20 protein-coding genes are annotated in these 20,104 nt (G+C 71.9%); 6 read left to right on the top strand and 14 right to left on the bottom strand.

Translation table 11 applies throughout. The features are described 5' to 3' along the window. Positions 1-18 precede the first annotated feature (18 nt). Positions 19-1,674, top strand: a complete 1,656-nt coding sequence (locus AB0I21_RS05190) for a chromosome partitioning protein (RefSeq protein WP_360559167.1) — start codon at positions 19-21, stop codon at positions 1,672-1,674. Positions 1,675-1,678: 4 nt separating this feature from the next. Here AB0I21_RS05190 and AB0I21_RS05185 read toward each other — a convergent pair whose 3' ends face one another. Continuing rightward, entirely contained in the window at positions 1,679-2,095 is a 417-nt protein-coding gene (locus AB0I21_RS05185; protein ID WP_360559166.1) for a DUF3151 domain-containing protein, read from the bottom strand. A 178-nt stretch (positions 2,096-2,273) separates the two neighbouring features. On the opposite strand from AB0I21_RS05185, the gene AB0I21_RS05180 reads away from it, so the two are divergent. Further along, entirely contained in the window at positions 2,274-3,494 is a 1,221-nt protein-coding gene (locus AB0I21_RS05180) for a hypothetical protein (RefSeq protein WP_360559165.1), read from the top strand. A 98-nt stretch (positions 3,495-3,592) separates the two neighbouring features. On the opposite strand, the gene fbaA is transcribed toward AB0I21_RS05180, so the two are convergent. Further along, the gene (gene fbaA, locus AB0I21_RS05175) at positions 3,593-4,618 is read right to left on the bottom strand and encodes a class II fructose-bisphosphate aldolase (protein WP_360559164.1); all 1,026 of its coding nucleotides are present in this window, start codon (positions 4,616-4,618) and stop codon (positions 3,593-3,595) included. A 203-nt stretch (positions 4,619-4,821) separates the two neighbouring features. Between fbaA and AB0I21_RS05170 the strand changes: the two genes are divergently transcribed. Continuing rightward, positions 4,822-5,040: a hypothetical protein gene (locus AB0I21_RS05170; RefSeq protein ID WP_344500826.1), complete on the top strand. Its 219-nt coding sequence runs from the start codon at positions 4,822-4,824 to the stop codon at positions 5,038-5,040. Here the strand turns inward: AB0I21_RS05170 and AB0I21_RS05165 are convergent. The 5 genes from AB0I21_RS05165 to amrS form a co-directional block, all read right to left on the bottom strand. After that, positions 5,037-6,089, bottom strand: coding sequence for an LCP family protein (locus AB0I21_RS05165; RefSeq protein ID WP_360559163.1), 1,053 nt, complete (start codon positions 6,087-6,089; stop codon positions 5,037-5,039). The genes AB0I21_RS05170 and AB0I21_RS05165 overlap by 4 nt on opposite strands. After that, the gene (locus AB0I21_RS05160; RefSeq protein WP_344500822.1) at positions 6,086-6,598 is read right to left on the bottom strand and encodes a SigE family RNA polymerase sigma factor; all 513 of its coding nucleotides are present in this window, start codon (positions 6,596-6,598) and stop codon (positions 6,086-6,088) included. Before AB0I21_RS05160 ends, AB0I21_RS05165 begins: the two co-directional genes overlap by 4 nt. A gap of 56 nt (positions 6,599-6,654) precedes the next feature. After that, positions 6,655-7,572, bottom strand: a complete 918-nt coding sequence (locus AB0I21_RS05155; protein WP_360559162.1) for a phytanoyl-CoA dioxygenase family protein — start codon at positions 7,570-7,572, stop codon at positions 6,655-6,657. Positions 7,573-7,712: 140 nt separating this feature from the next. After that, on the bottom strand, positions 7,713-8,591 hold the full coding sequence (amrB, locus tag AB0I21_RS05150; protein ID WP_360559161.1) for an AmmeMemoRadiSam system protein B: 879 nt from the start codon (positions 8,589-8,591) through the stop codon (positions 7,713-7,715). Continuing rightward, a complete protein-coding gene (gene amrS / locus AB0I21_RS05145) occupies positions 8,588-9,652 on the bottom strand; it encodes an AmmeMemoRadiSam system radical SAM enzyme (protein WP_360559160.1) in 1,065 nt (354 codons plus the stop codon). The genes amrB and amrS overlap by 4 nt, the downstream gene beginning before the upstream one ends. A 65-nt stretch (positions 9,653-9,717) precedes the next feature. Between amrS and AB0I21_RS05140 the strand changes: the two genes are divergently transcribed. The 3 genes from AB0I21_RS05140 to AB0I21_RS05130 are packed head-to-tail and all read left to right on the top strand — an operon-like array spanning position 9,718 to position 14,343. Continuing rightward, positions 9,718-11,085, top strand: a complete 1,368-nt coding sequence (locus AB0I21_RS05140; protein WP_360559159.1) for a 3' terminal RNA ribose 2'-O-methyltransferase Hen1 — start codon at positions 9,718-9,720, stop codon at positions 11,083-11,085. After that, a complete protein-coding gene (locus AB0I21_RS05135) occupies positions 11,082-13,580 on the top strand; it encodes a polynucleotide kinase-phosphatase (protein WP_360559158.1) in 2,499 nt (832 codons plus the stop codon). The genes AB0I21_RS05140 and AB0I21_RS05135 overlap by 4 nt, the downstream gene beginning before the upstream one ends. 25 nt (positions 13,581-13,605) lie before the next feature. Continuing rightward, on the top strand, positions 13,606-14,343 hold the full coding sequence (locus AB0I21_RS05130) for a VTT domain-containing protein (protein WP_344500810.1): 738 nt from the start codon (positions 13,606-13,608) through the stop codon (positions 14,341-14,343). A 2-nt stretch (positions 14,344-14,345) separates the two neighbouring features. On the opposite strand, the gene AB0I21_RS05125 is transcribed toward AB0I21_RS05130, so the two are convergent. From AB0I21_RS05125 to AB0I21_RS05095, 7 genes are all read right to left on the bottom strand, one after another. Next, complete coding sequence (locus AB0I21_RS05125) at positions 14,346-15,992, bottom strand: VWA domain-containing protein (RefSeq protein WP_360559157.1); 1,647 nt, start codon at positions 15,990-15,992, stop codon at positions 14,346-14,348. A gap of 140 nt (positions 15,993-16,132) precedes the next feature. Continuing rightward, positions 16,133-16,771, bottom strand: coding sequence for a class II aldolase/adducin family protein (locus tag AB0I21_RS05120; protein WP_360559156.1), 639 nt, complete (start codon positions 16,769-16,771; stop codon positions 16,133-16,135). A gap of 1 nt (position 16,772) precedes the next feature. After that, positions 16,773-17,153 (bottom strand): metalloregulator ArsR/SmtB family transcription factor, encoded by a 381-nt coding sequence (locus tag AB0I21_RS05115; protein WP_203848243.1) that lies wholly within the window; start codon positions 17,151-17,153, stop codon positions 16,773-16,775. A gap of 63 nt (positions 17,154-17,216) precedes the next feature. Continuing rightward, entirely contained in the window at positions 17,217-17,756 is a 540-nt protein-coding gene (gene pyrE / locus AB0I21_RS05110) for an orotate phosphoribosyltransferase (protein WP_344500802.1), read from the bottom strand. Between the two features lie 340 nt (positions 17,757-18,096). Continuing rightward, positions 18,097-18,891: an SDR family NAD(P)-dependent oxidoreductase gene (locus AB0I21_RS05105; protein WP_360559155.1), complete on the bottom strand. Its 795-nt coding sequence runs from the start codon at positions 18,889-18,891 to the stop codon at positions 18,097-18,099. A 103-nt stretch (positions 18,892-18,994) separates the two neighbouring features. Further along, positions 18,995-19,660, bottom strand: coding sequence for a hypothetical protein (locus AB0I21_RS05100; protein ID WP_360559154.1), 666 nt, complete (start codon positions 19,658-19,660; stop codon positions 18,995-18,997). A 69-nt stretch (positions 19,661-19,729) separates the two neighbouring features. Next, positions 19,730-20,098 carry a hypothetical protein gene (locus AB0I21_RS05095; protein WP_360559153.1) on the bottom strand — a complete coding sequence of 123 codons (369 nt, stop codon included), beginning with the start codon at positions 20,096-20,098 and terminating at the stop codon, positions 19,730-19,732. Between the last annotated feature and the right edge of the window lie 6 nt (positions 20,099-20,104).

The raw sequence follows: 20,104 nt of genomic DNA, 5'->3' as shown, positions 1-20,104 counted from the left end.
CGCGGGAGGGGAACAGCTGTGAACGACGCACTCTGGCCGCCCGACGAGTTCGTCTCGGGCCGGCGCACCGAAGCTCACGCCGTCCGGGAGGGCGGCGGCGCTCCGCGGGAGGACGACGCTCCGCAGGAGGAGCCGGAGCACGTCGGGTCGCCCTGGTCACAGCCGCCGACCCGGACGCGGTTGACGCAGGCGAGCGGGCGGGGCGACGTCGACGCCGGCGATCCGGGGCCGTGGCTCGAGCCCGCACCGGACGCCGACGACCGCGGCAGTGAGATTCAGCACGGGCAGCCGGTCCCGCACGTGCCGGTCTCGGGCGCGGGCGCGATCCCGGTCTCCGGAGCCGGTGGGATCCCCGTCTCGGGCGCGGGGCCGATCTTCCTGCCGGGCGGCGGAGCGCCACCTGGCAACGGTGCGGTGCCGGTCAACGGCGTGCCGGCGCCGCGGCCCCCGGTCCTGTCCCACCCGCAGGCGGCGCCACCACCGCCCGCGCCGCCCACCTACCGGGCGCCCGCCACGTATCAACCGCCGCCCGCCTACCAGGCGCCCCCCACCGATCAGTCGCCGGCGCCGCCCGCGTATCAAGCTCCCCCGACGGATCAGCCGCCGGCGCCGCCCGTGCATCAGCCGCCGACGCCACACCAAGGACCTGCGGCTCATCAGGCGCCGCCCGGTCACCCGGCGCCGCCGGTGGCGCACCGGCCGCCGAGTGAGGCGCCCCCGCCCGCGAGCTGGTCGGACGGGAGCACGCCGACGGCGGACGAGTTCGCGCGGCGCAGGCAGGCGCGGCCCGCCGACCCGGTCGCGGCCCGCGGGGTGCGTGGGGCGGTGTCCAAGGGCACGCTCGGCGTGCTGTCGCTCAGCCCCGGACGGCGGGAGCTGGAGTTCCGGCGCGACGTCGACCTCGTCCGGCGCAACTTCGGCGGGCTGCGGCAGGTGACCGTGGTCAACCCGAAAGGTGGCGCCGGCAAGACGGTCGCGGTGCTGCTGCTGGCGATGACGTTCGGGCAGAAGCGCGGCGGGTACGTGCTGGCCTGGGACAACAACGAGACCCAGGGCACGCTCGGCATGCGGGCGCAGCAGGACTTCCACAACAGGACCGTCCGTGACCTGCTCCGCGACCTGGACCACTTCCAGGGCGCGCAGGGCCGGGTCGGCGACCTGTCGCAGTACGTCAGGGCGCAGGGCGAGGGCATGTTCGACGTGCTCGCCAGCGACGAGTCCGCGACCGCCGGCGAGATGCTCACCGCGCAGTCGTTCGGCGAGATCCGCGACGTGGTCAGCCGGTTCTACAAGCTGATCGTGGTGGACACCGGCAACAACGTCCGCGCGGAGAACTGGCAGGCCGCGATCGACGCCACCGACCAGCTGGTGGTCACGATGTCGGCCCGCAACGACTCGGCCGAGACGGCGTCGAGGATGCTCGACCACCTGGAGCAGCACGGCCGGCAGCGGCTGGTCCGGCAGGCGGTGACCGTCGTGTCGATGCCGCCGAGCCGCCGGCACCTCGACATCCCGGCGATCACCCGCCACTTCGCGGCGCGGACCAGGACGGTGCTGCTCGCGCCGTACGAACGCTTCATCGACTCGGGAGAGCCGATCCGCTACGGGGGTCTGACCTCGGCGAGCCGCGACGCCTGGTTGAAGGTCGCCGCGGCCATCTCCGAAGGGCTGTGACGGGTTACCGCAGGGCGGCCGTGGCCGCCGGGTCGCTGTCGTCGAGGAACTTCGCGCAGCGCTCCGCCTCGTCGGCCTCGCCGATCGACTCGGCGGCGAGGCCGAGCGCGTTCAGCGCGCGCAGGAAGCCCCGGTTGGGTTCGTGCGACCACGGCACGGGGCCGGCGCCGCGCCAGCCGTTGCGACGCAGCTGGTCGAGGCCGCGGTGGTAGCCGGTGCGGGCGTAGGCATAGGCGGTGACCGGCTCGCCGTCGGCGAGGGCGAGCTCGGCGAGCTCGGCCCAGGCGGCGCTGAACGCCGGGTGGGCCGCTGCGACGTCCTTGACGTCCTTCTCGGAACCGGCGGCGGCGGCGAGCTGCGCGGCGGCCTCGGGCTCGTCGGGAAGCAGCGTCGGTGAAGGCTGGGGCAGCAGGTTCTGCATCCAGCCATTCAACCAGGTTGGCTGAACGGTGGAGGCTGCGTCCCGCGAGCGGGGGGTGTGCCCGGTTCGGGCGAGTACTAGAAAGGGAGGTCCGGAGCCTCCCCAGGACCCGGTAACGCGGTGGCCCGATCTCCACGGTCGGGCCATCGCCCTTTGCACCACCTGGCAAGATGGCGTCGTGCCCACTCCGCCCCCGCCAGACGTGGTCGCGCTGCACGACCACTCGCCCGACGAGATCGAGTCGCCGGAGGAGCTGCTGTTCCATCTGGACAACGGCTCGCTCGCCACGAAGGTCGTCCAGGGTCTCGACCTCGCCGCCGTGGACCTCTCCGGCGTCGACGTGCAGGACACGCTCTTCGTCGGCTGCCACTTCGCGGCCACCGAGGCCGTCGTCGACCTGCTGCGGCGGCGGGCGGTGGTGGTCCCCGAGTTCGCCGGGCTGCCCTACCCGACGCACCCCTCGCAGCTGTACGTGCCGGACGACCTCGCCGCCGGGTTCGCCTCCGACGGGTTCGGCGGCATGTTCGACACGCTGGTCTACGAGCACTTCCGGGCGACCGGCGGCGCGACGCCGGAGATCCGCGAGGCGATCGCGCAGCGGATGCACGACTCCGGGATCGACAACGCGCTGGCCAACGTCACCGCCGGCTGGATCGGCGCGCGCGGCCCCGCCGCCGCGATCGGCATCATGGGCGGCCACGCCGTCCCCCGCGGCGCCTCCGACTACCGCAACGCCGCCGAGCTGGCCTGGCGTCTCGCCGGCGCGGACCGGCTGGTGGTCACCGGCGGCGGCCCGGGCGTGATGGAGGCCGCCAACCTGGGCGCGTTCCTCGCCGACCAGCCGCTGAGCGCCCTCGCCGACGCGATCGACCGCCTGTCCGCGGCGCCCGACTTCCACGACCACGACCCCTTCACGAGGGCGGCGCTGGACGTACGGGCGGCGTATGCGCGACCGGTCCCGCCGACGCCCGACTCGGTCGAGCCCGCCGACCAGGTGGCCGTCGACCCGGTGACCTGGGCCCGCCGCGGCGGCCTGGCGATCCCGACGTGGCTCTACGGCCACGAGCCCGCCAACCTCTTCGCCGCCAAGATCGCGAAGTACTTCTCCAACGCGATCCGCGAGGACACCATCCTGCGCCTGTCCCGCGGCGGCATCGTCTTCGCCCCCGGCATGGCCGGCACGGTGCAGGAGATCTTCCAGGCCGCGACGAAGACGTTCTACGCCACCGACGGCGTGAGCGGCCCGTTCGTCTTCCTGGACGGCAAGCACTGGACCGAGCGCCTGCCGGTCCGCAGCCTGCTGGAGCCCTTGCTGGCCGCGTCCCCCGTCGGCGACCTGCGCCACCTGCTCCACATCACCGACGACGTCGCCGAGGCCGCCGAGATCCTGACCGCCTGAGCACGCGAAGGCCCGGCCGCCGATCCGGTTGCCGGGCCGCATGCGAAGGCCCGGCGCCCTCGGGTGAGAGGGGCCGGGCCTCGGAAAAACCGCGGGAACTACTTGGACAGCGTGGTGCCGGTCGAGCGGAGGTGCTCGCAGGCCTCGACGACGCGGGCGGCCAGGCCGGCCTCGGCGACCTTGCCCCAGGCGCGCGGGTCGTAGGCCTTCTTGTTGCCGACCTCGCCGTCGACCTTCAGGACGCCGTCGTAGTTGCTGAACATGTGGGCGGCGACCGGGCGGGTGAAGGCGTACTGCGTGTCGGTGTCGATGTTCATCTTCACGACGCCGTAGTCGAGTGCCTCGCGGATCTCCTCGAGCAGCGAGCCCGAGCCGCCGTGGAAGACCAGGGAGAGCGGCTTGTCCTTGCCGAACTTGGCGCCGACCGCGTCCTGGATGGTCTTGAGGATCTCGGGCTTGAGCTTCACGTTGCCCGGCTTGTAGACGCCGTGGACGTTGCCGAAGGTCAGGGCGGCCATGTAGCGGCCCTTCTCGCCGAGGCCGAGGGCGTCGACCATGGCCAGGCCGTCCTCGACGGTGGTGTAGAGCTTCTCGTCGATCGCGCCGACGACACCGTCCTCTTCGCCGCCGACGACGCCGACCTCGATCTCCAGGACGACCTTGGCCGCGGCGGTCAGCGCCAGCAGCTCCTCGGCGATCTGCAGGTTCTCGGTCAGGGGCACCGCCGAGCCGTCCCACATGTGGGACTGGAACAGCGGCTCCTCGCCCTTGGCGACGCGCTCGGCCGAGATGGCGAGCAGCGGCCGGACGAACTTGTCGAGGTTGTTCTTCGGGCAGTGGTCGGTGTGCAGCGCCACGTTGATCGAGTACTTCTTCGCGACCTCGCGGGCGAACGCGGCGAAGGCGACCGAGCCGGTGACCATGTCCTTGACCGTCGGGCCGGAGAGGTACTCGGCACCGCCGGTGGAGACCTGGATGATGCCGTCACTCTCCGCATCGGCGAAGCCGCGCAGCGCCGCGTTCAGCGTCTGCGACGACGAGACGTTGATCGCCGGGTAGGCGAACGCGCCGGCCTTGGCGCGGTCGAGCATCTCGGCGTAGACATCGGGAGAGGCGATGGGCATGACGGCGCTCCTTGGCTGTTGGATCGTGCGGTGTTGGAGCCGGGCGTGCGCGGCTCGTCGAGGACCGCGCTGTCCTGCAACGGAGTATCTCGCAGTGGCATTGGCTCATGTACGGCGGGAGGGTGGGGACAAGGTGAATTGCCCGGCTAGGCCGCGTTACCGCCGATTCGGTCGTACGGTTGGAGAAACCTGAGGGAGGACACATGGCTCAGCCCGATGAAGATCTGTTGACCGTCGACGACCGGCTCGACCCTGATGTGCGCGACCCGGAGGCATCGCCCGCCGACGCCGCCGAGCAGGCACTCCCTGCCGACCCGACGGAGCGCGGGACGGTGTTCAAGAGCGCGCATCCCTGGGACGCGAACGAGTACGACGCCGTCGAACAGGACCGCGACGCCGGCCAGGACGACGAATACCGCTAGGACACGAACTGCGGATGCGCGGCGGCCCACTCCGGCACGGTGCCGTTGCGCAGCGCGGCGAACAGGCCGTCGCCGCCCGGCACGATCGTGCGGTCCGCCCTGAGCGGCAGCTTCAGGCCCGGCACGTGCGCGGCGTCGTAGCGGGCCAGCATGCCGGCCAGCGTCGGCAGCGACATGTCGCCGAGGTGCAGGTCGAGGGCGCCGCCCGCGACCGGCATCGCCTTGGCCAGCTTCACCGGATCGCTGAGCTTCCGGGCGAGCGCGGCGAGGAGCTGCCGCAGGTGCGTGTCGCGGTCGTCGCCACCGTTCGTGAGCGACTGGCGCTGCCGGACGAAGTCCAGCGCCTCCCATCCGGCGAAGTGGCGGCAGCCCGGCTCGTACACGACGGGGCGCATGCCAGGACGGAGCGGCGCGGTGCGGCCCGTGGCGTCGACGCCGAGGTGGATGGAGACGGTCCGCTGGTCGACGCAGAGGTCGACACCGCCGACGGCGTCCGTGACCCGCTGCATGCCGTTGAAGTCGACGACCGCGCCACCGGCGATCCCGACCCCGAGCAGGTCGCCGAGGATGCGGGCGGTCAGCTCGTAACCGCCGAAGACGTATGCGTTGTTGGCCTGCTGGCGGCCGAAGTTGGGCACGTCCACGACCAGGTCGCGCGGGATGGACAGCTGGTAGACGGTGCGGGTGTCCGGGTCGACGTGTAACAGGAGGATCGCGTCGGCGCGCACCGTGTCGCCCGCCGACTGCGGCCGCCGGTCGGTGCCCAGCAGCAGGAAGTTGCTGACATCGGCCGTGCCCGCGTCCACCAGCGACTCGACCTGGGGCGCGGGCGGCGACGGGTCGCGCAGGGTGAAGACCAGGGACGCGGCGAGCGCCAGCACCAGCGCGCCGGAGGAGACCGCCCAGCGGCGGCGGCGACGCGCGCGGCGCTTGCTGGCACCGGCGGCGATCGCCGGGCGCAGCGCCATGGCGTCAGGCACGTCGTCCTCGTGCCGGGCGAAGGCGTCGGTGAGGGCGTCGGTGAGGGGCGAGGTCACGGCGTCGTTCATCGGACGTCGCCGCCGATCAGCTCCGGCACGACCTCGGTGCGCAGCGTCGCGAGCGCCCTGGAGATCAGCGAGCGGACGGTGCCGATCGCGCAGCCGAGGACCTCGGCGATCTCCACGTCGCTGAGGCTCTCGTAGTACCGCAGCACCAGGGCGGCCCGCTGCCGCCGGGGCAGCCGGGCCAGCCAGATCCACATCTGGTCGCGGTCGGCGGACGCCCCGGCGTGATCGGCCACCACGAGATCACGGTTGGCCGCCTCGGAGGGCAGCTCCGCCCGCAGCACCACCCGGCGCAGCCACGAGCCGCGGTGCAGGTCGATATAGGCATTCGTGAGCATGCGCTTGACGTAGTGCTCAGGCACGCTGGCGGCGGCGATCCGGCGCCACTTCAGCTGCGCCCGGATCATCGTCTCCTGCACGAGGTCCTGCGCGGTGTGCGGATCGCCGGTGAGCATGACCGCGTAGCGCAGCAGCGCCTGCAGCCGCGCCTCCACGAACTCCTCGAACGTCAACCCGACCCCCTCCCCATGACCCTATGACGGGTCAGGGGGAGGATCTGTTGCGAATGTCAGGGAATCAGCGGAGGGTAACCGGGGTCCAACAGCCCGCGGTCGCGCAGCGCCTCGTAGAGCGGCGTGGTCTGCGGGTAGTGGCCCCAGTGGTGGTCGCCGTCGGTGCCGTTGTCGTGGCCGTGCCCGCCGCCGGTGTTCCCGACGCCGCCGAGCAGCTGCTGCTGGACCGGGTTCAGGCCCGACCACCAGGAGCGCTGCGGCAGGCCGGCGACGTCGTCGCGGATGGCGATCCACCGGTACGTGTAGCCGAGGAACACGCACTTGCGCGTGATGTCGGAGAGGTTGTCCGACCGCGCGTGCCAGATCCGCCGGTCGAAGAACACGACGTCACCGGCGTCGACCGCGACCTGCCGCGCACCGTCCGGCGTCGGCCACGGCACGTCGCGGGTCGGCGGGCCGGGCAGCCAGTTGGTCCGGTGGCTGCCGGGGATCAGGGTCAGGTTGCCGCGGCCGGTCTCCGACACGTCGGACAGCCAGTAGGCGAGCTTCACCGACAGCCGGGGGCGCGGGTCGGTCTCCAGCTCGCGGTTCTGCCGGCCGCCGTCCTGGTGCCAGTGCCACCAGTCGGGCTTCGGCGCCGCCAGCGGCGGGTGTACGTCAAGATGCGAGTGGTAGATGTGCACGTTCCACCCGAGGATCGACCAGACCAGCGGAAACGTCGCCGGGTGGTCGATCAGGTCGACCAGGTCGGGATGGTGGGTAACCGGGCTGAGCAGGTGCAACGAGCCGTCCGCGGCGCGGGGGTGCTGCTGGTGCGCGGTCTCCAGCACCGACGCGTAGTGGCGCACCTCGTCCGGGCTCAGCACGCCCTTGATCACGAGGTAACCGTCCGCGTCGAACTGCTCGCGCTGCTCGCGGGTCATCGGCGTCCAGGTCGCGGTGCCGTTGTCCGGCGCTGCCGCTATCGCTGACATCCCCGTCTCCAGTTCCGGCGCCGTCCGCAGGCGCCCTCACCGCACCAGACGGGCACGGGCTCCACGACCGTGGTCGCCCGTTCGTGCGGCAATTTCTGGACATTTCGCGTGCAACGGATGAACCCGTCCGCGACGTCTACCTAGTAAGGCGCGCGGGAGAGACGCACCGCCGGGTAGCCGACGACCCGGTCCCTCGGCCCGCCGGTGTCCGCGGACGTGGCGAGCGCGAGCCGGTCCACGCGCAGCGCGTGCCGCCGGCCCCAGGTGAGCAGGCCGCGCAGCGCGTGCCGGCCGCAGGCGTCGCCCGCGCCGATCCGCTCCGGCGCCAGGTCGTCGATGGCCGCCGCGGTGGCCGCGTCGCGCCGCCGGGCCTCCTCCTCGGTCAGGTAGTGCGACAGGTCGGTGCTGCACAGCACCACCGTGCCCGGTCCCGCGACGGCGTCGAGCAGCGCGGCGACCGCGTCCGGATCGTCGGGCCCGATGAGCACTGGCAGCAGTTTCGGCAGGTGTACGCGAAGCAGCAGCGGCACCTGCACCTCGATCGAGTGCTCAGGGGCGTGCGGGCGGTCGTCGGCGACGGCGAGCCCGCGGTCGACCAGCAGCCGGGCGCGGTCCGTGTCGATCGCGATCTCGCCGAGGGGGGTCGCCCACGCAGTGGCGGTGGACACGGCGGCGCCCCGCAGCGGCACATGATGGGCCGGGCCGAGGACGACGGCCCGCTCGAAGGGCGCCGGGCGGTCGCGTAGCTCGCGGTAGACGTGGGCGGCGGTCGGGCCGGAGAACTGGTAGCCCGCGTGCGGCACGATGTAGGCCACCAGCCCATCGACGGACGTGGTAGTGACCATCGTCTGTGTCGAGGGCGTGGGGTCGGACGGCGCGCCACCCGACGTGCCAGGCGGCTTCGTACTGACCGGTGTCCGTGCCGGGGGTGCGGCGTCGAGCATCGCGTCGATCAGGGTCGCGAGCTCCACCGGATCGGCCGGGTAGAACGTGCCGGCCACTGCCGCCGGGCGCGTCATGACAAAACTACTGGCAGGCGGCGCTGGCCCCAGGTCCCGGCCGGGCCGTCGTAGACGCCGGGCAGCCGGTGTCCGCAGTGGACGCAGAGGCCGTCGTCGGTCAGGTGGTAGGCGCGCAGGTCGTACCAGTCGCGGACGACGACCGGCCGGTCGCAGCCCGGACAGTGCGTGGTCTGGCCGTCGGGGTCGTGGACGTTGCCGGTGTAGACGAACCGCAGGCCGGCGTCGAGCGCGATGCGGCGGGCCCGGCGCAGCGTCTCCGGTGGCGTGTGCGGGATGTCGCGCATCTTGAAGTCGGGGTGGAACGCGGTGAAGTGCAGCGGCACGTCGGTGCCGAGGTGCTCCAGCAGCCAGTCGCACTCGCGGCGCAGCTCGTCGTCGCCGTCGTTCTGCCCCGGGATGAGCAGCGTCGTGATCTCGAACCACACGTCGGTGCCGCGCAGGTACTCCAATGTGGACAGCACCGCGTCGAGGCGGGCGAAGGTCACCTTCTCGTAGAACCGTTCGGTGAACCCCTTCAGGTCGATGTTGGCCGCGTCGATGTGCCGGTAGAACTCCTCCCGCGGCGCCGGGTTCATGTAGCCGGCGGACACCGCGACCGCCTTGATCCCGGCCTCGCGACAGGCGTCGGCGACGTCCATCGCGTACTCCATGAAGATCACCGGATCGTTGTAGGTGAACGCGATCGATCGGCAGCCCAGCCGTACAGCGGCCGCGGCGAGCTGCGAAGGGTCGGCGGAGGCGGCGAGGGTGTCGATCTCGCGGCTCTTGGAGATGTCCCAGTTCTGACAGAAGCGGCAGCCGAGGTTGCAGCCCGCGGTGCCGAAGGACAGCACCGGCGAGCCCGGCAGGAAGTGGTTGAGCGGTTTCTTCTCGATCGGGTCGACGCAGAAACCGGACGAACGGCCATAGGTGGTGAGGACGATCTCGTCACCGGAGCACTGCCGGACAAAGCAGAACCCGCGCTGGCCCTCATGGAGCCGGCACGCTCTCGGGCAGACGTCGCACTGCACCCGGCCGTCAGCCAACCGGTGCCAGTGCACGGTCGGCACCGTCGCCATAAGCCCGACTGTACGCCCGGGAAAACCACCTGACCCACCGATAATCGCGGCGGGACCATGACGCGGTGCTGCTGACCATCACCACCACCCACCGGCCCGCGACCGACCTCGGCTACCTGCTCGTGAAGCATCCCGGCAGGCTGCAGTCGTTCGAGGTCAGCGGCGGCACGGCGCACGTCTTCTACCCGGAGGCGGGTGAGGACCGGTGCACGGCCGCCCTGCTGCTGGACGCGGATCCGGCGGCGCGCAGTGCGAAAGGGCCCGGGAAGGGGCCCGACACGTTCACGCTGCGCCAGCACGTCAACGACCGGCCCTACGCCGCGTCGAGCCTGCTGGCGGTGGCGCTCGGCCGGGTGCTGCGCACCGCGCTGCGCGGCGACTCACGGGACCGGCCCGAGCTCGCCGCCACCCCGATCCCCCTCGAGCTGCGGATCCCGGCGCTGCGCTGCAAGGGTGACGCGGCCACGTTCTTCGAGCCGCTCGGCTGGACCGTCGAGGCGGCGCCGATCCCGCTGGACGCCGCGCACCCGGAGTGGGGGCCCAGCCGGTACGTCGACCTGACGCTGCGCGGCACGATGCGGCTCGCGGACGCGCTCAACCACGTGTACGTGCTGCTGCCGGTGCTCGACGACGCCAAGCACTACTGGGTCTCCTCCGACGAGGTCGAGAAGCTGATCCGGGCGGGGACCGGGTGGCTGGCGGAGCACCCGGCGAAGGGCGTGATCGCCCGCCGGTACCTCGCGCACCGCACATCGCTGACCAACGAGGCGCTGTCCCGGCTGTCGGACGTGGATCCCGACGCCGACTCCGTGATCGAACGGGCTCCCCGGCCCGAGTCGCTGGCGGCGCTGCGCCGGGCCGCGGTCGTCCGGCAGCTGGCCGAGGCAGGCGCGAGCCGGGTGCTGGACCTCGGCTGCGGCCCCGGCGCGCTGCTCGGCGAGCTGATCCGGGACCGGCGGTTCACCGAGATCGTCGGCGCCGACGTGTCGACCGTGTCGCTGGAGATGGCCGCCCGCCGGTTGCGCCTGGACCGCCTCCCCGACCGGCAGCGGGCGCGGATCCGGCTGCTGCAGACGGCCCTGACCTACCGCGACGACCGGCTGCGCGGCTACGACGCGGCGGTCCTCATGGAGGTCGTCGAGCACGTCGACCCGCCACGGCTGCCGGCGCTCGCGGCCAGTGTCTTCGGGCACGCGGCCCCGCGCACGGTCGTCGTCACCACCCCCAACGTCGAGTACAACGTCCGGTACCCCGGCCTGGAGCACGGCCGGATGCGCCACCACGACCACCGGTTCGAGTGGGACAGGGCGCAGTTCGGCGCGTGGTGCGACGACGTCGCGGCCCGCTACGGGTACACCGTGACGCGCCACGGCATCGGCGAGGAAGACCTTGAAGTCGGCACGTCCACCCAGATGGCGGTGTTCAAGAAGTGACCACGGTGACGATCCCCGAGCTGTGCCTGGTGGCGCTGGTCGGCATCTCCGGCTCCGGCAAGTCGACGTTCGCGCGGCGGCAGTTCGCGCCGACGCAGGTGCTGTCGTCCGACGCGTTCCGGGCGCTGGTCGCCGACGACGAGAACGACCAGTCCGCGTCCGCGGAGGCGTTCGACGCGCTGCACTACATCGCCGGCAAGCGGCTGCGGGCCGGCCGGCTCACCGTCGTCGACGCGACCAACGTGCAGGCACACGCGCGGAAGGCGCTGGTCGACCTGGCCCGGGCGCACGACGTGCTGCCCGTCGCGATCGTCCTGGACGTGCCGGAGAGCGAGTGCTGGGCGCGCACCGAGCTGCGCCCCGACCGGGACTTCGGCCGGCCCGTGCTGTCGCGGCAGCACCGCGACCTGCGCCGCTCGCTGAAGCACCTCGGGCGGGAGGGCTTCCGCCAGGTGCACGTCCTGCGTGACGTGGCCGAGGTGGAGTCGGCGGTCGTGGCGTACGAGAAGCTCTTCAACGACAAGAAGGAGCTGACCGGCCCGTTCGACGTCATCGGCGACGTGCACGGCTGCCGGGAGGAGCTGGAGCTGCTGCTGGACCGGCTCGGCTACGTCCTGGACCGTGACGCCGCCGGGCGGCCCGCGGACGCGTGGCACCCGGACGGGCGCACGGCGGTGTTCGTCGGCGACCTCGTCGACCGCGGCCCCGACTCCCCCGGCGTCCTGCGGCTGGTCATGGGCATGGTCGCGGCCGGGCACGCGCTGTGCGTGTCGGGCAACCACGAGGCGAAGCTGCTGCGGGCTCTGCGGGGCGCCAACGTCAAGCGGACGCACGGGCTGCAGGAGACCCTCGACCAGCTCGAGACCGACGCCGAGCTCGGCGCCGTGCTGCCCGCCTTCCTCGACGGGCTCATCAGCCACTACGTCCTCGACGGCGGGCGGCTGGTGGTCGCGCACGCCGGGCTCAAGGAGGCCTACCACGGGCGCGCTTCGGGGCGGGTGCGGGCGTTCGCGCTGTACGGCGACACGACCGGCGAGACCGACGAGTACGGGCTGCCCGTCCGCTACCCGTGGGCGCAGGAGTACCAGGGCGCGGCGACCGTCGTCTACGGCCACACGCCCGTGCCGGCCGCCGAGTGGGTCAACAACACGATCTGTGTCGACACCGGCTGCGTCTTCGGTGGCGCGCTGACCGCGCTGCGGTACCCGTCCCGGGAGCTGGTCTCGGTGCCGGCCGTCCGCACGCACTACGAGCCGGTGCGGCCGCTGGCCGCGCCGGTGCCGGAGGAGCGCGGACTGGACATCGCCGACGTCACCGGGCGGCGCACTCTGGAGACGCCCGGGGGGCGGGTGACGGTGGCGGCCGAGAACGCCGCGGCGGCTCTGGAGGTCATGAGCCGCTTCGCGGTCGACCCGCGCTGGCTGGTGTGGCTGCCGCCGACGATGGCGCCCGCGTCGACGTCGGCGGTCGAGGGCTACCTGGAGCACCCGGTGGAGGCCCTGGCCGACTATGCCAAGGCGGGCGTGCCGCGGGTCGTGTGCGAGGAGAAGCACATGGGCTCGCGGGCGGTCCTCGTCGTGTGCCGCACCCCACCCGCGGGCCTTCGGCGCTTCGGCATCGCCGGCGGCGGGGTGATCTACACGCGGACGGGGCGGCCGTTCTTCGGGGACCCGGCGCTGGAATCAGCGATCTTGGACCGGGTCAGGACTGCTGCCATGGGGCTCTTCGACGAGCTCGGCACCGACTGGCTGCTGCTGGACGCCGAGGTGCTGCCGTGGTCGGCGAAGGCCGAGCCGCTGATCCGCGAGCAGTATGCGAGCGTCGCCGCGGCGGCGGGTGCCGCGCTGCCCGCCGCCGTCGCGGCCCTGACCGCCGCCGCCGGGCGGGGCGTCGACGTGGCGTCGTTGCAGGCCCGCTTCACCGGCCGGGTGGCGTCGATGGCGGCGTTCACGGAGGTGTACCGCCAGTACTGCTGGCCGACGGACGGACTCGACGGGCTCCGGCTGGCGCCGTTCCACGTGCTGGCCGGGGAAGGCGCGGCGTACCTGCGCCAGGACCACGAGTGGCACCTGGCGATGGTGGACCGGCTCGTGGCGGCGGACGACCTGTTCGCCCCGACCCGGCGGCTGGTGGTCGACCCGGCGTCCCCCACGGACGTCGCGGCGGCGACCGACTGGTGGCTGGAGCTGACCGCGGCGGGCGGCGAGGGCATGGTGCTCAAGCCGGCCGTCGACGCCGGGCCGCGGGTCCAGCCGGCGCTGAAGTGCCGCGGCCGGGAGTACCTGCGGATCATCTACGGCCCCGACTACCTGACGCGGCTCGATCAGCTGCGGGCCAGGGGGTTGCAGCGCAAGCGCAACCTGGCGCTGCGGGAGCAGGGCCTGGGGCTCGCGGCGCTGGACCTGCTGGCGGCCGGAGGCTCCGCGCGAACTGTGCACCAGCTGGTGTTTGCCCTGCTGGCCTGTGAAAGCGAGCCGGTCGATCCCCGTTTGTAGCCGGGCTCACGTACGCTGGTGCGCCATGGAAGAAAAGACTCGCGCTTTCAGCGAGCTGCTCGCCTTCAACCCGCTCGACGCGAAGGGCCTGCTCAACACCTTCGGCGTGATCGGCGTCTGGATCATCATGTTCGTGGAGACGGGCCTCCTCGTGGGCTTCTTCTTCCCCGGAGACTCACTGCTGTTCCTGGCCGGCGTCGGCGCGTCATCGGTCGCCGAGGAGCTGCTGGGCACCAGGCTGAGCCTGACCCAGCTGCTCATCGGCGCGCCGCTGTGCGCGATCGCCGGCGCCCAGCTGGGCCACTTCCTCGGCGCCAAATATGGCCGCAGGATGTTCGACCGGCCCAACTCGCGGCTGTTCAAGAAGGAGTACGTCGAGAAGGCCGAGCACTACTTCGTGAAGTTCGGCCCGGCGAAGGCCGTGGTGCTCGCCCGGTTCATCCCGATCGTCCGGACGTTCCTCAACCCGGTCGCCGGCACGATCGGCATGCCGGCCCGGCAGTTCTTCCTCTGGAACGTGATCGGCGGCATCCTGTGGACCGACGGCATCCTGCTCGTCGGCTGGGGCCTCGCGAAGCAGATCAACGACGCGATCCCGGACGGCCAGATCGACAAGTACCTGCTGCCGGCGGTGCTGCTGATCGTGCTGATCTCGGCCCTGCCGATCTTCATCGAGATCTTCCGCGGCTGGCGGGAGCGCCGCCGCACCCCCGCGGTCCCCGTCGAGGAGGGCCGCGCCGGCGCCCACCGCGCCGCGGAGTAGCGCTAGCTGGTCCTGATCAGCGCCTGCAGGAAGATGTTGCCGATCTGCTCGGGGTCGGTGACGACGAAGGACCGGCCACCGGTGGCCGCGGCGATCTCCGCCAGCTCCTGCTGCTTGACGTCGGGCCCGACCCCCAGTAGCACCACGCGTACTGGACGGGTCGGGTCCGTCGCTCGTTCCAGCTCCAGTTTCAGCGTCTCCAGGCTCATCCCCGGCTTGGAGTTGGTGCCGTCGGTGAAGACGACGACGGTGTTGGAGCGGCCCTCCTTGTAGCCCTCCTTCAGCACCTTGTACGCCGCCAGGACCGTCTCGTAGAGCCCGCAGACGTCGGCGGTGGTGGCCTTGGCGCCGGCGACGGCGGTGGTCAGCCTGGCCCGCTGCCCCTGGCTGAGCGGGTTGAGCGGCACGACCTCCTGATGCCCGGAGGCGTAGGCCCACAGGCCCAGCTCGCTGTCGTCGGTGAAGAGGGCGAGCCCGTCGGTGGCCGTCTTGCGCAGCACCTGCAGGCGCGACGGGGAGCCGGCGCCGGCCATCGGCCGGTTCATCGACGACGTCGTGTCGACCAGCGTGAGGACGCGCGACGGGGCGGTCGTGGCGTTCCAGTACCCGAGGATGTCGGTGATCTTCCGTTCCTCGGCGAGCGCCTTCACCGTGACCGGAGCGGTGGCGGCGCCGCGGCCGGCGGGGAAGCCGGCGCTGGTGGAGCCGTCGGCGGCGCGGAAGCCGAGCCTGGCGAAGAGGTCGCGGTTGCCCTCCGCCGTCAGCGCGGCCCGGAAGCGGCCCGCTGCCTCGAGGTTGGCCCTCGGTTTACCGTTGATCATGGCGTACGGGTAGTCGAGCGTCACCGCCGGATCCACGGTCAGGGCGGTGAGCGGCACGACCGGTCCGCCCGCGTTGTGGGCGATGACCGCCTGCTCGCTCATCGGCGCCACCTGGGCCGGGCCCGTGCTCTTGTCCAGAGCGGTCTGGTCGGCGGCGACGGCGATCGACCGGTACGCCTTGACCACGTCGACCAGTCGCTTGGGGTCGGTGAGGATCGAGTCGTAGAGCAGGCCGGCCCCGGCGAGGCCGGCGGTGCTGCGGCGCGGGTCGACGGCGGCGAGCTGGACCTGCTTGTTGGCGACCTTCGCGAGCAGCGCCGCGACCTGGGGGGCGCCCGCGGTGCCGCCGGCGGCGTCGAGCGTGGCGGCGAGCGGATCGGGCACGGCGATGGCGACCGGGCTGGTGGCGACGGACAGGGCATCGGGCTCGAACGCCTCGCGGCTGACCGCCTGCATCCGCACCAGCCACGCGGTCGAGTCGGGGATCCACACGGTCGGCACGTCGGCGGCGGCGGGGGAAGGGACCGCGGTGGCGGCGACGTTGATCGCGCCGCCGGCCCGGGCGGCGAGCTGGCCGGCGACGTCGGCCGGCTCGGCGGCGCGCACCTGCACCTGGACGCAGTCGCCGCCGACCTCGGGCTTCGTGGCGCTCCAGCGGGCCGCCGCGTCGCGGACCGCGGGCGCGATGTCGGGCGCCGCGGCGACGACGAGCCTGATCCCGCCGTCGCAGTCGCCGGAGCCGCCGGCCACCGCTCGGACGGCGACCACGGCGACGCCGATCAGTGCCACGATCCCGGCGACCGCCAACGGTGCTTTCCCTCGCGCCACGTGCCTCACCGTGCCCTTCGCCGCCTGCTCGCGTCCCTGTTACGGGTCTTCGCGTGCCTCTGCTCGCGTCTCCGCGTGTCTTCGCGCGTTGCCGCGTGTCTCCGCTCGCGTCGACGCGATCGGAGCAGTGTAGGCGCAGGTCAGGCGGTTGCTGAGGGAAGGTTCAGCCAGTCGGTCGGCACCGGCTGCGGGGTGCGACCCAGGGTTAACGCTCGGTAAGTCAGCAGCGCGGCTTCCTCCAGATAGAGGGCGCGCTTATGGGCCAGCTCGACCGAGTCGGCGATCACGGAGCAGCCGTGATGGGAGAGGATCACGCAGTTGACGCCACCCGCGCACGCGGCCGCGGCCAGCTCACCGACCCGGGGATCGCCGGGCGGGCTGAACGGGGTGGTCACGACCTGCCGCAGGTAGAAGGCATGGTCGGTGGTGACGAGCCGGATCGGCTCGCCGATCGCGTCGAGCAGCAGCACCGTCTGCGGGTGGAGGTGCACGATCGCGTTCGCGTCGGGTCGGACGCGGTAGGTCGCCAGGTGGAGCCCAAGCTCAGATGATGGCGCGGCATCTTTGTCAAGCGCCGCGCCATCGCTGATTCGGACCCGAACAAACGAGTCCGGCGACAGTCCGTCGAGCCAGGTGCCGGCAGCCGTCACCCAGCATTCGTCGGAGCCGGGCGCCCGGGCGGACAGGTTGCCGCCCGAGCCCACGACGAGCCCTGACCGCACGACCGCCCGCCCCAGGAGGGCAAGCTGGTCGCGCAGGTCGCCGGGCCGCTGGAGCAACCTACCGAGGTGCCTTCTTGGTCGCGCGCTTGCGCGGCGGCGTCAGAAGGTCGGCGATGGTGCCGATAGCGGCGGGCACCAGGCGGTAGAACGCCCAGACACCCCGCTTCTCGCGCTCCAGGAGACCGGCCTCGGTCAGGATTCGCAGGTGGTGGCTCACCGTGGGCTGCGAGAGCCCGAGCGGGGCCGTCAGGTCACACACACACGCCTCGCCGTCCGGTGCCGACTGGATCAGGCTCAGGAGCCGGAGTCGGGCAGGGTCGGCAAGTGCCTTCAGGACGCCGGCAAGACGCTCGGCATCGGCGCGGTCAATCGGCTCGCCAGCAAGTGGCGAGATCTGGGGCAGGGTCATCTCAGCCAGCGCAGTTCCCACGTATTCCATCCTTCCACCAACACCATCGACCCGCCTGCATATACGCAGGTCCGAATCGACAATTTTTCAGCCCTATTGGCCGAGGTCGGCCAACGAAAATGCTGAGCGATAGCTCAGCCCCGCGGCGCGGACCGCCTTTTCCGCCCCACGGTCGACGATAACCGCGACACCGACAACTTCCGCGCCGGCCTCGCGCAACGCCTCTACTGCAGTGAGGACGCTTCCCCCAGTCGTGGAGGTGTCCTCGACCGCCAGCACCCGCCGGCCCGCCACGTCGGGTCCTTCGACCCGGCGCTGCAGACCGTGAGCCTTGTCACTCTTCCGGACGACGAACGCATCGAGCTCGCGTCCCGTCCCCCGCGCGGCAGCCGCATGCAGCATCGCGGTGGCCACCGGATCGGCGCCGAGGGTCAGCCCTCCCACAGCGTCGAAATCCCAGTCGGCGACCAGATCGAGCAGCACCCGGCCGACGAGCGGCGCACCAGCATGGTGCAGCGTCAAGCGACGAAGGTCCACGTACCAGTCAGCTACTTGTCCCGACGACAGCGTCACCTTGCCTCGGACCACAGCCAGGTCGAGCACGAGTTTCAGCAGGTCGTCACGGTCGGTCATGACCGAAGCGTACGCGCTAAATCTGCTCGGCGAATCGATGACCCGCACTCTCGCAGAAATATAGGGCCGTCAAGTGGACAAGGAGGAATACGAAGGTGATCGCAGCGATCACCACGAGTGACGCGAGGGGTGACGGTGACAGGGGTCAACGAACCACACATGAGGGAGATTCGCGTTGGTTTCACCGGTTCGTACCCCTCGCCGGAGCCCGTCACATCGGCCCTGACCTGCGCGAACACCACTTCTGGGGTGGGCTTGTCCCGGGGACTCAGCCCTTCGCCGCACAAGTCCGACCGTTCGGCGGCATCGTGACGTCAATCATGCTCGATGCTGGCCCCCCTCAATGATCATCGCGGCCGATGCGGCTCCTCGTGCCCCGGGCGACACGCCGCATCAGTGCCTGCGGGGCGTGCCGCACCCCGAAGACGACCATCTTGTACTTCCAGCTGGGCACGCTGACGAGCTTGCCCTTCCCCAGGTCGCGCAGGGCGTCGCGGACCACGCTGCCGGCGTCCAGCCACAGCCACGGCGGCGTCTTGCCCGCGTCGATGCCGGCCCGCTGGTGAAACTCGGTGCGGGTGAACCCGGGGCACAGCGCCATCACGCGGAGCCCTCCGGCCCGCACCAGCTGGCCGGTCGACTCGCTGAAGTTGGTGACCCAGGCCTTGGTCGCCGGGTACGTGGAGCCGGGCATCATCGCGGCGAACCCGGACACCGAGGAGACGTTGATGATGTCGCCCCGGCCGCGGGCGGTCATCCCGGGCAGCGCGGCGAGCGTCAGCCGCATGACCGCGTGGACGTTGAGCCGCAGCAGCAGCTCCTCCCGCTCCACGCTGGAGCGCGGGAACGGCGTGTTGAGGCTCATCCCGGCGTTGTTGACCAGCAGGTCCACGGGCCGGTCCGCGGCGGTGATCCGGGCCGCGACCAGGTCGCAGCCCTCGGGCGTCGACAGGTCCGCCGGCAGCACCTCGGCGCCGCCCGCCCCGGCCGCCACCGTCTCGGCCGCCACGGCCTCGAGGCGGGCCTTGTCCCGGGCCACCAGCACGAGATCGTGGGTCTTGGCGAGCTCGCGGGCGAACGCGGCACCGATGCCCGCGGTGGCGCCGGTGATGAGAGCGACTGGCCGTTGGGTCATGCGCGCCAATCTAGTCCCGGGCACGCCGAAGGCCCCGGTCTCCCGGGGCCTTCGAGTGTGCTGAGCCGCTTCGGCGGTGTCGCCCTACAGAGGCGGTGCGGCCTTACGGAGCCGGCGGCGGCTGGTGCGGCGGCCCGTCGGCGGGCGGCGGGTAGCCACCCGGGTAGCCGGTGTCGCCGGGCGCCGGCGGCTCCCACTGCGCCTCGACCTTGCGGAAGTACGGGTGCGACGCCGGCAGCGCCAGCAGCACGATGACCGCCAGGATCGCCAGGATCAGCAGCACGCCGAGCACCGTGGTCACCGGCTGGAACCAGCCCGGCACCTCGGAGTAGAGCAGCTCGTTGTACTTGTCCCAGGTCGGCAGCTTCGGGTCGTTCTTGCGCGCCTGCTCCCAGAGGCTCTCCCCCGCGAGCGAGAAGGCGAACCCACCGAGCGAGCAGCACGCCGCGAGGCCGCCGAGCACCCACGTGAGGATGCGGGCGACCTGCTTGCCCTTGCCGACGAAGACGGCGAGCAGGACCAGCAGGACGATGATCAGAATGCCGAAGATCAGCGTGACGGCACCGTTGGCACCAGCGCCGAACCCGGCGCCCTCCTGCGACGTGCCGGCGACGGCCTTCTTGGCGCCGTCGGCGAGCGCACCGGCATAGACGAGCGAGATGATGATGTTGATGAGTTCGATCCCGGCCGCCGCGTAGAGCAGGTAGACGGCCAGGTTGACGGTGGACGGTCGGGCTCGCGGCCCAGACGCTGGGTCGGCGAATGCCATCGGATCTCCTCCCAGGAAACCTTGAGGATCAACCGTATCGATGTCGGGCTGCGGGCGCAGGCTATGGGCTCAGCTGTTGAGGCGATCTTGCGCATACTGGGCCAGCGTGGTGCTGCCCATCATGCATCCGGTGAACGTGCTGACCGCGGCGTCCTGCCCCGCCAGGCGCTGCCACGCGGCCCTGCCGGCCGCCGGGTCGATGCGGGTCAGCAGCTCCGCCGCGTACACCCGGCCGGCGGGCGTGGCGTGGTCGAGGAGCGCCTCCAGCTTGGGCCGCAGCTTGGCACCGTGCCGGTGGAGACCCTCCCCGACCGCGAAATACGCCTTGGTGGCGGGCGTGAGCGTGCCGGCGAAGCCGACCCCGCCGAACGCCAGCGTGTCAGCGGCGGCGAGCTGGCTCAGCTCATCGTCGAACGCGCCCTTCCTCTTCCACAGCATCGCCCT

The organism is Dactylosporangium sp. NPDC050588 (assembly GCF_040654975.1).
Classification (GTDB): Bacteria; Actinomycetota; Actinomycetes; order Mycobacteriales; family Micromonosporaceae; genus Dactylosporangium; species Dactylosporangium maewongense.
Note: the sequence above shows the minus strand (reverse complement) of the source record. Positions and strands in the feature narration are given on the sequence as shown.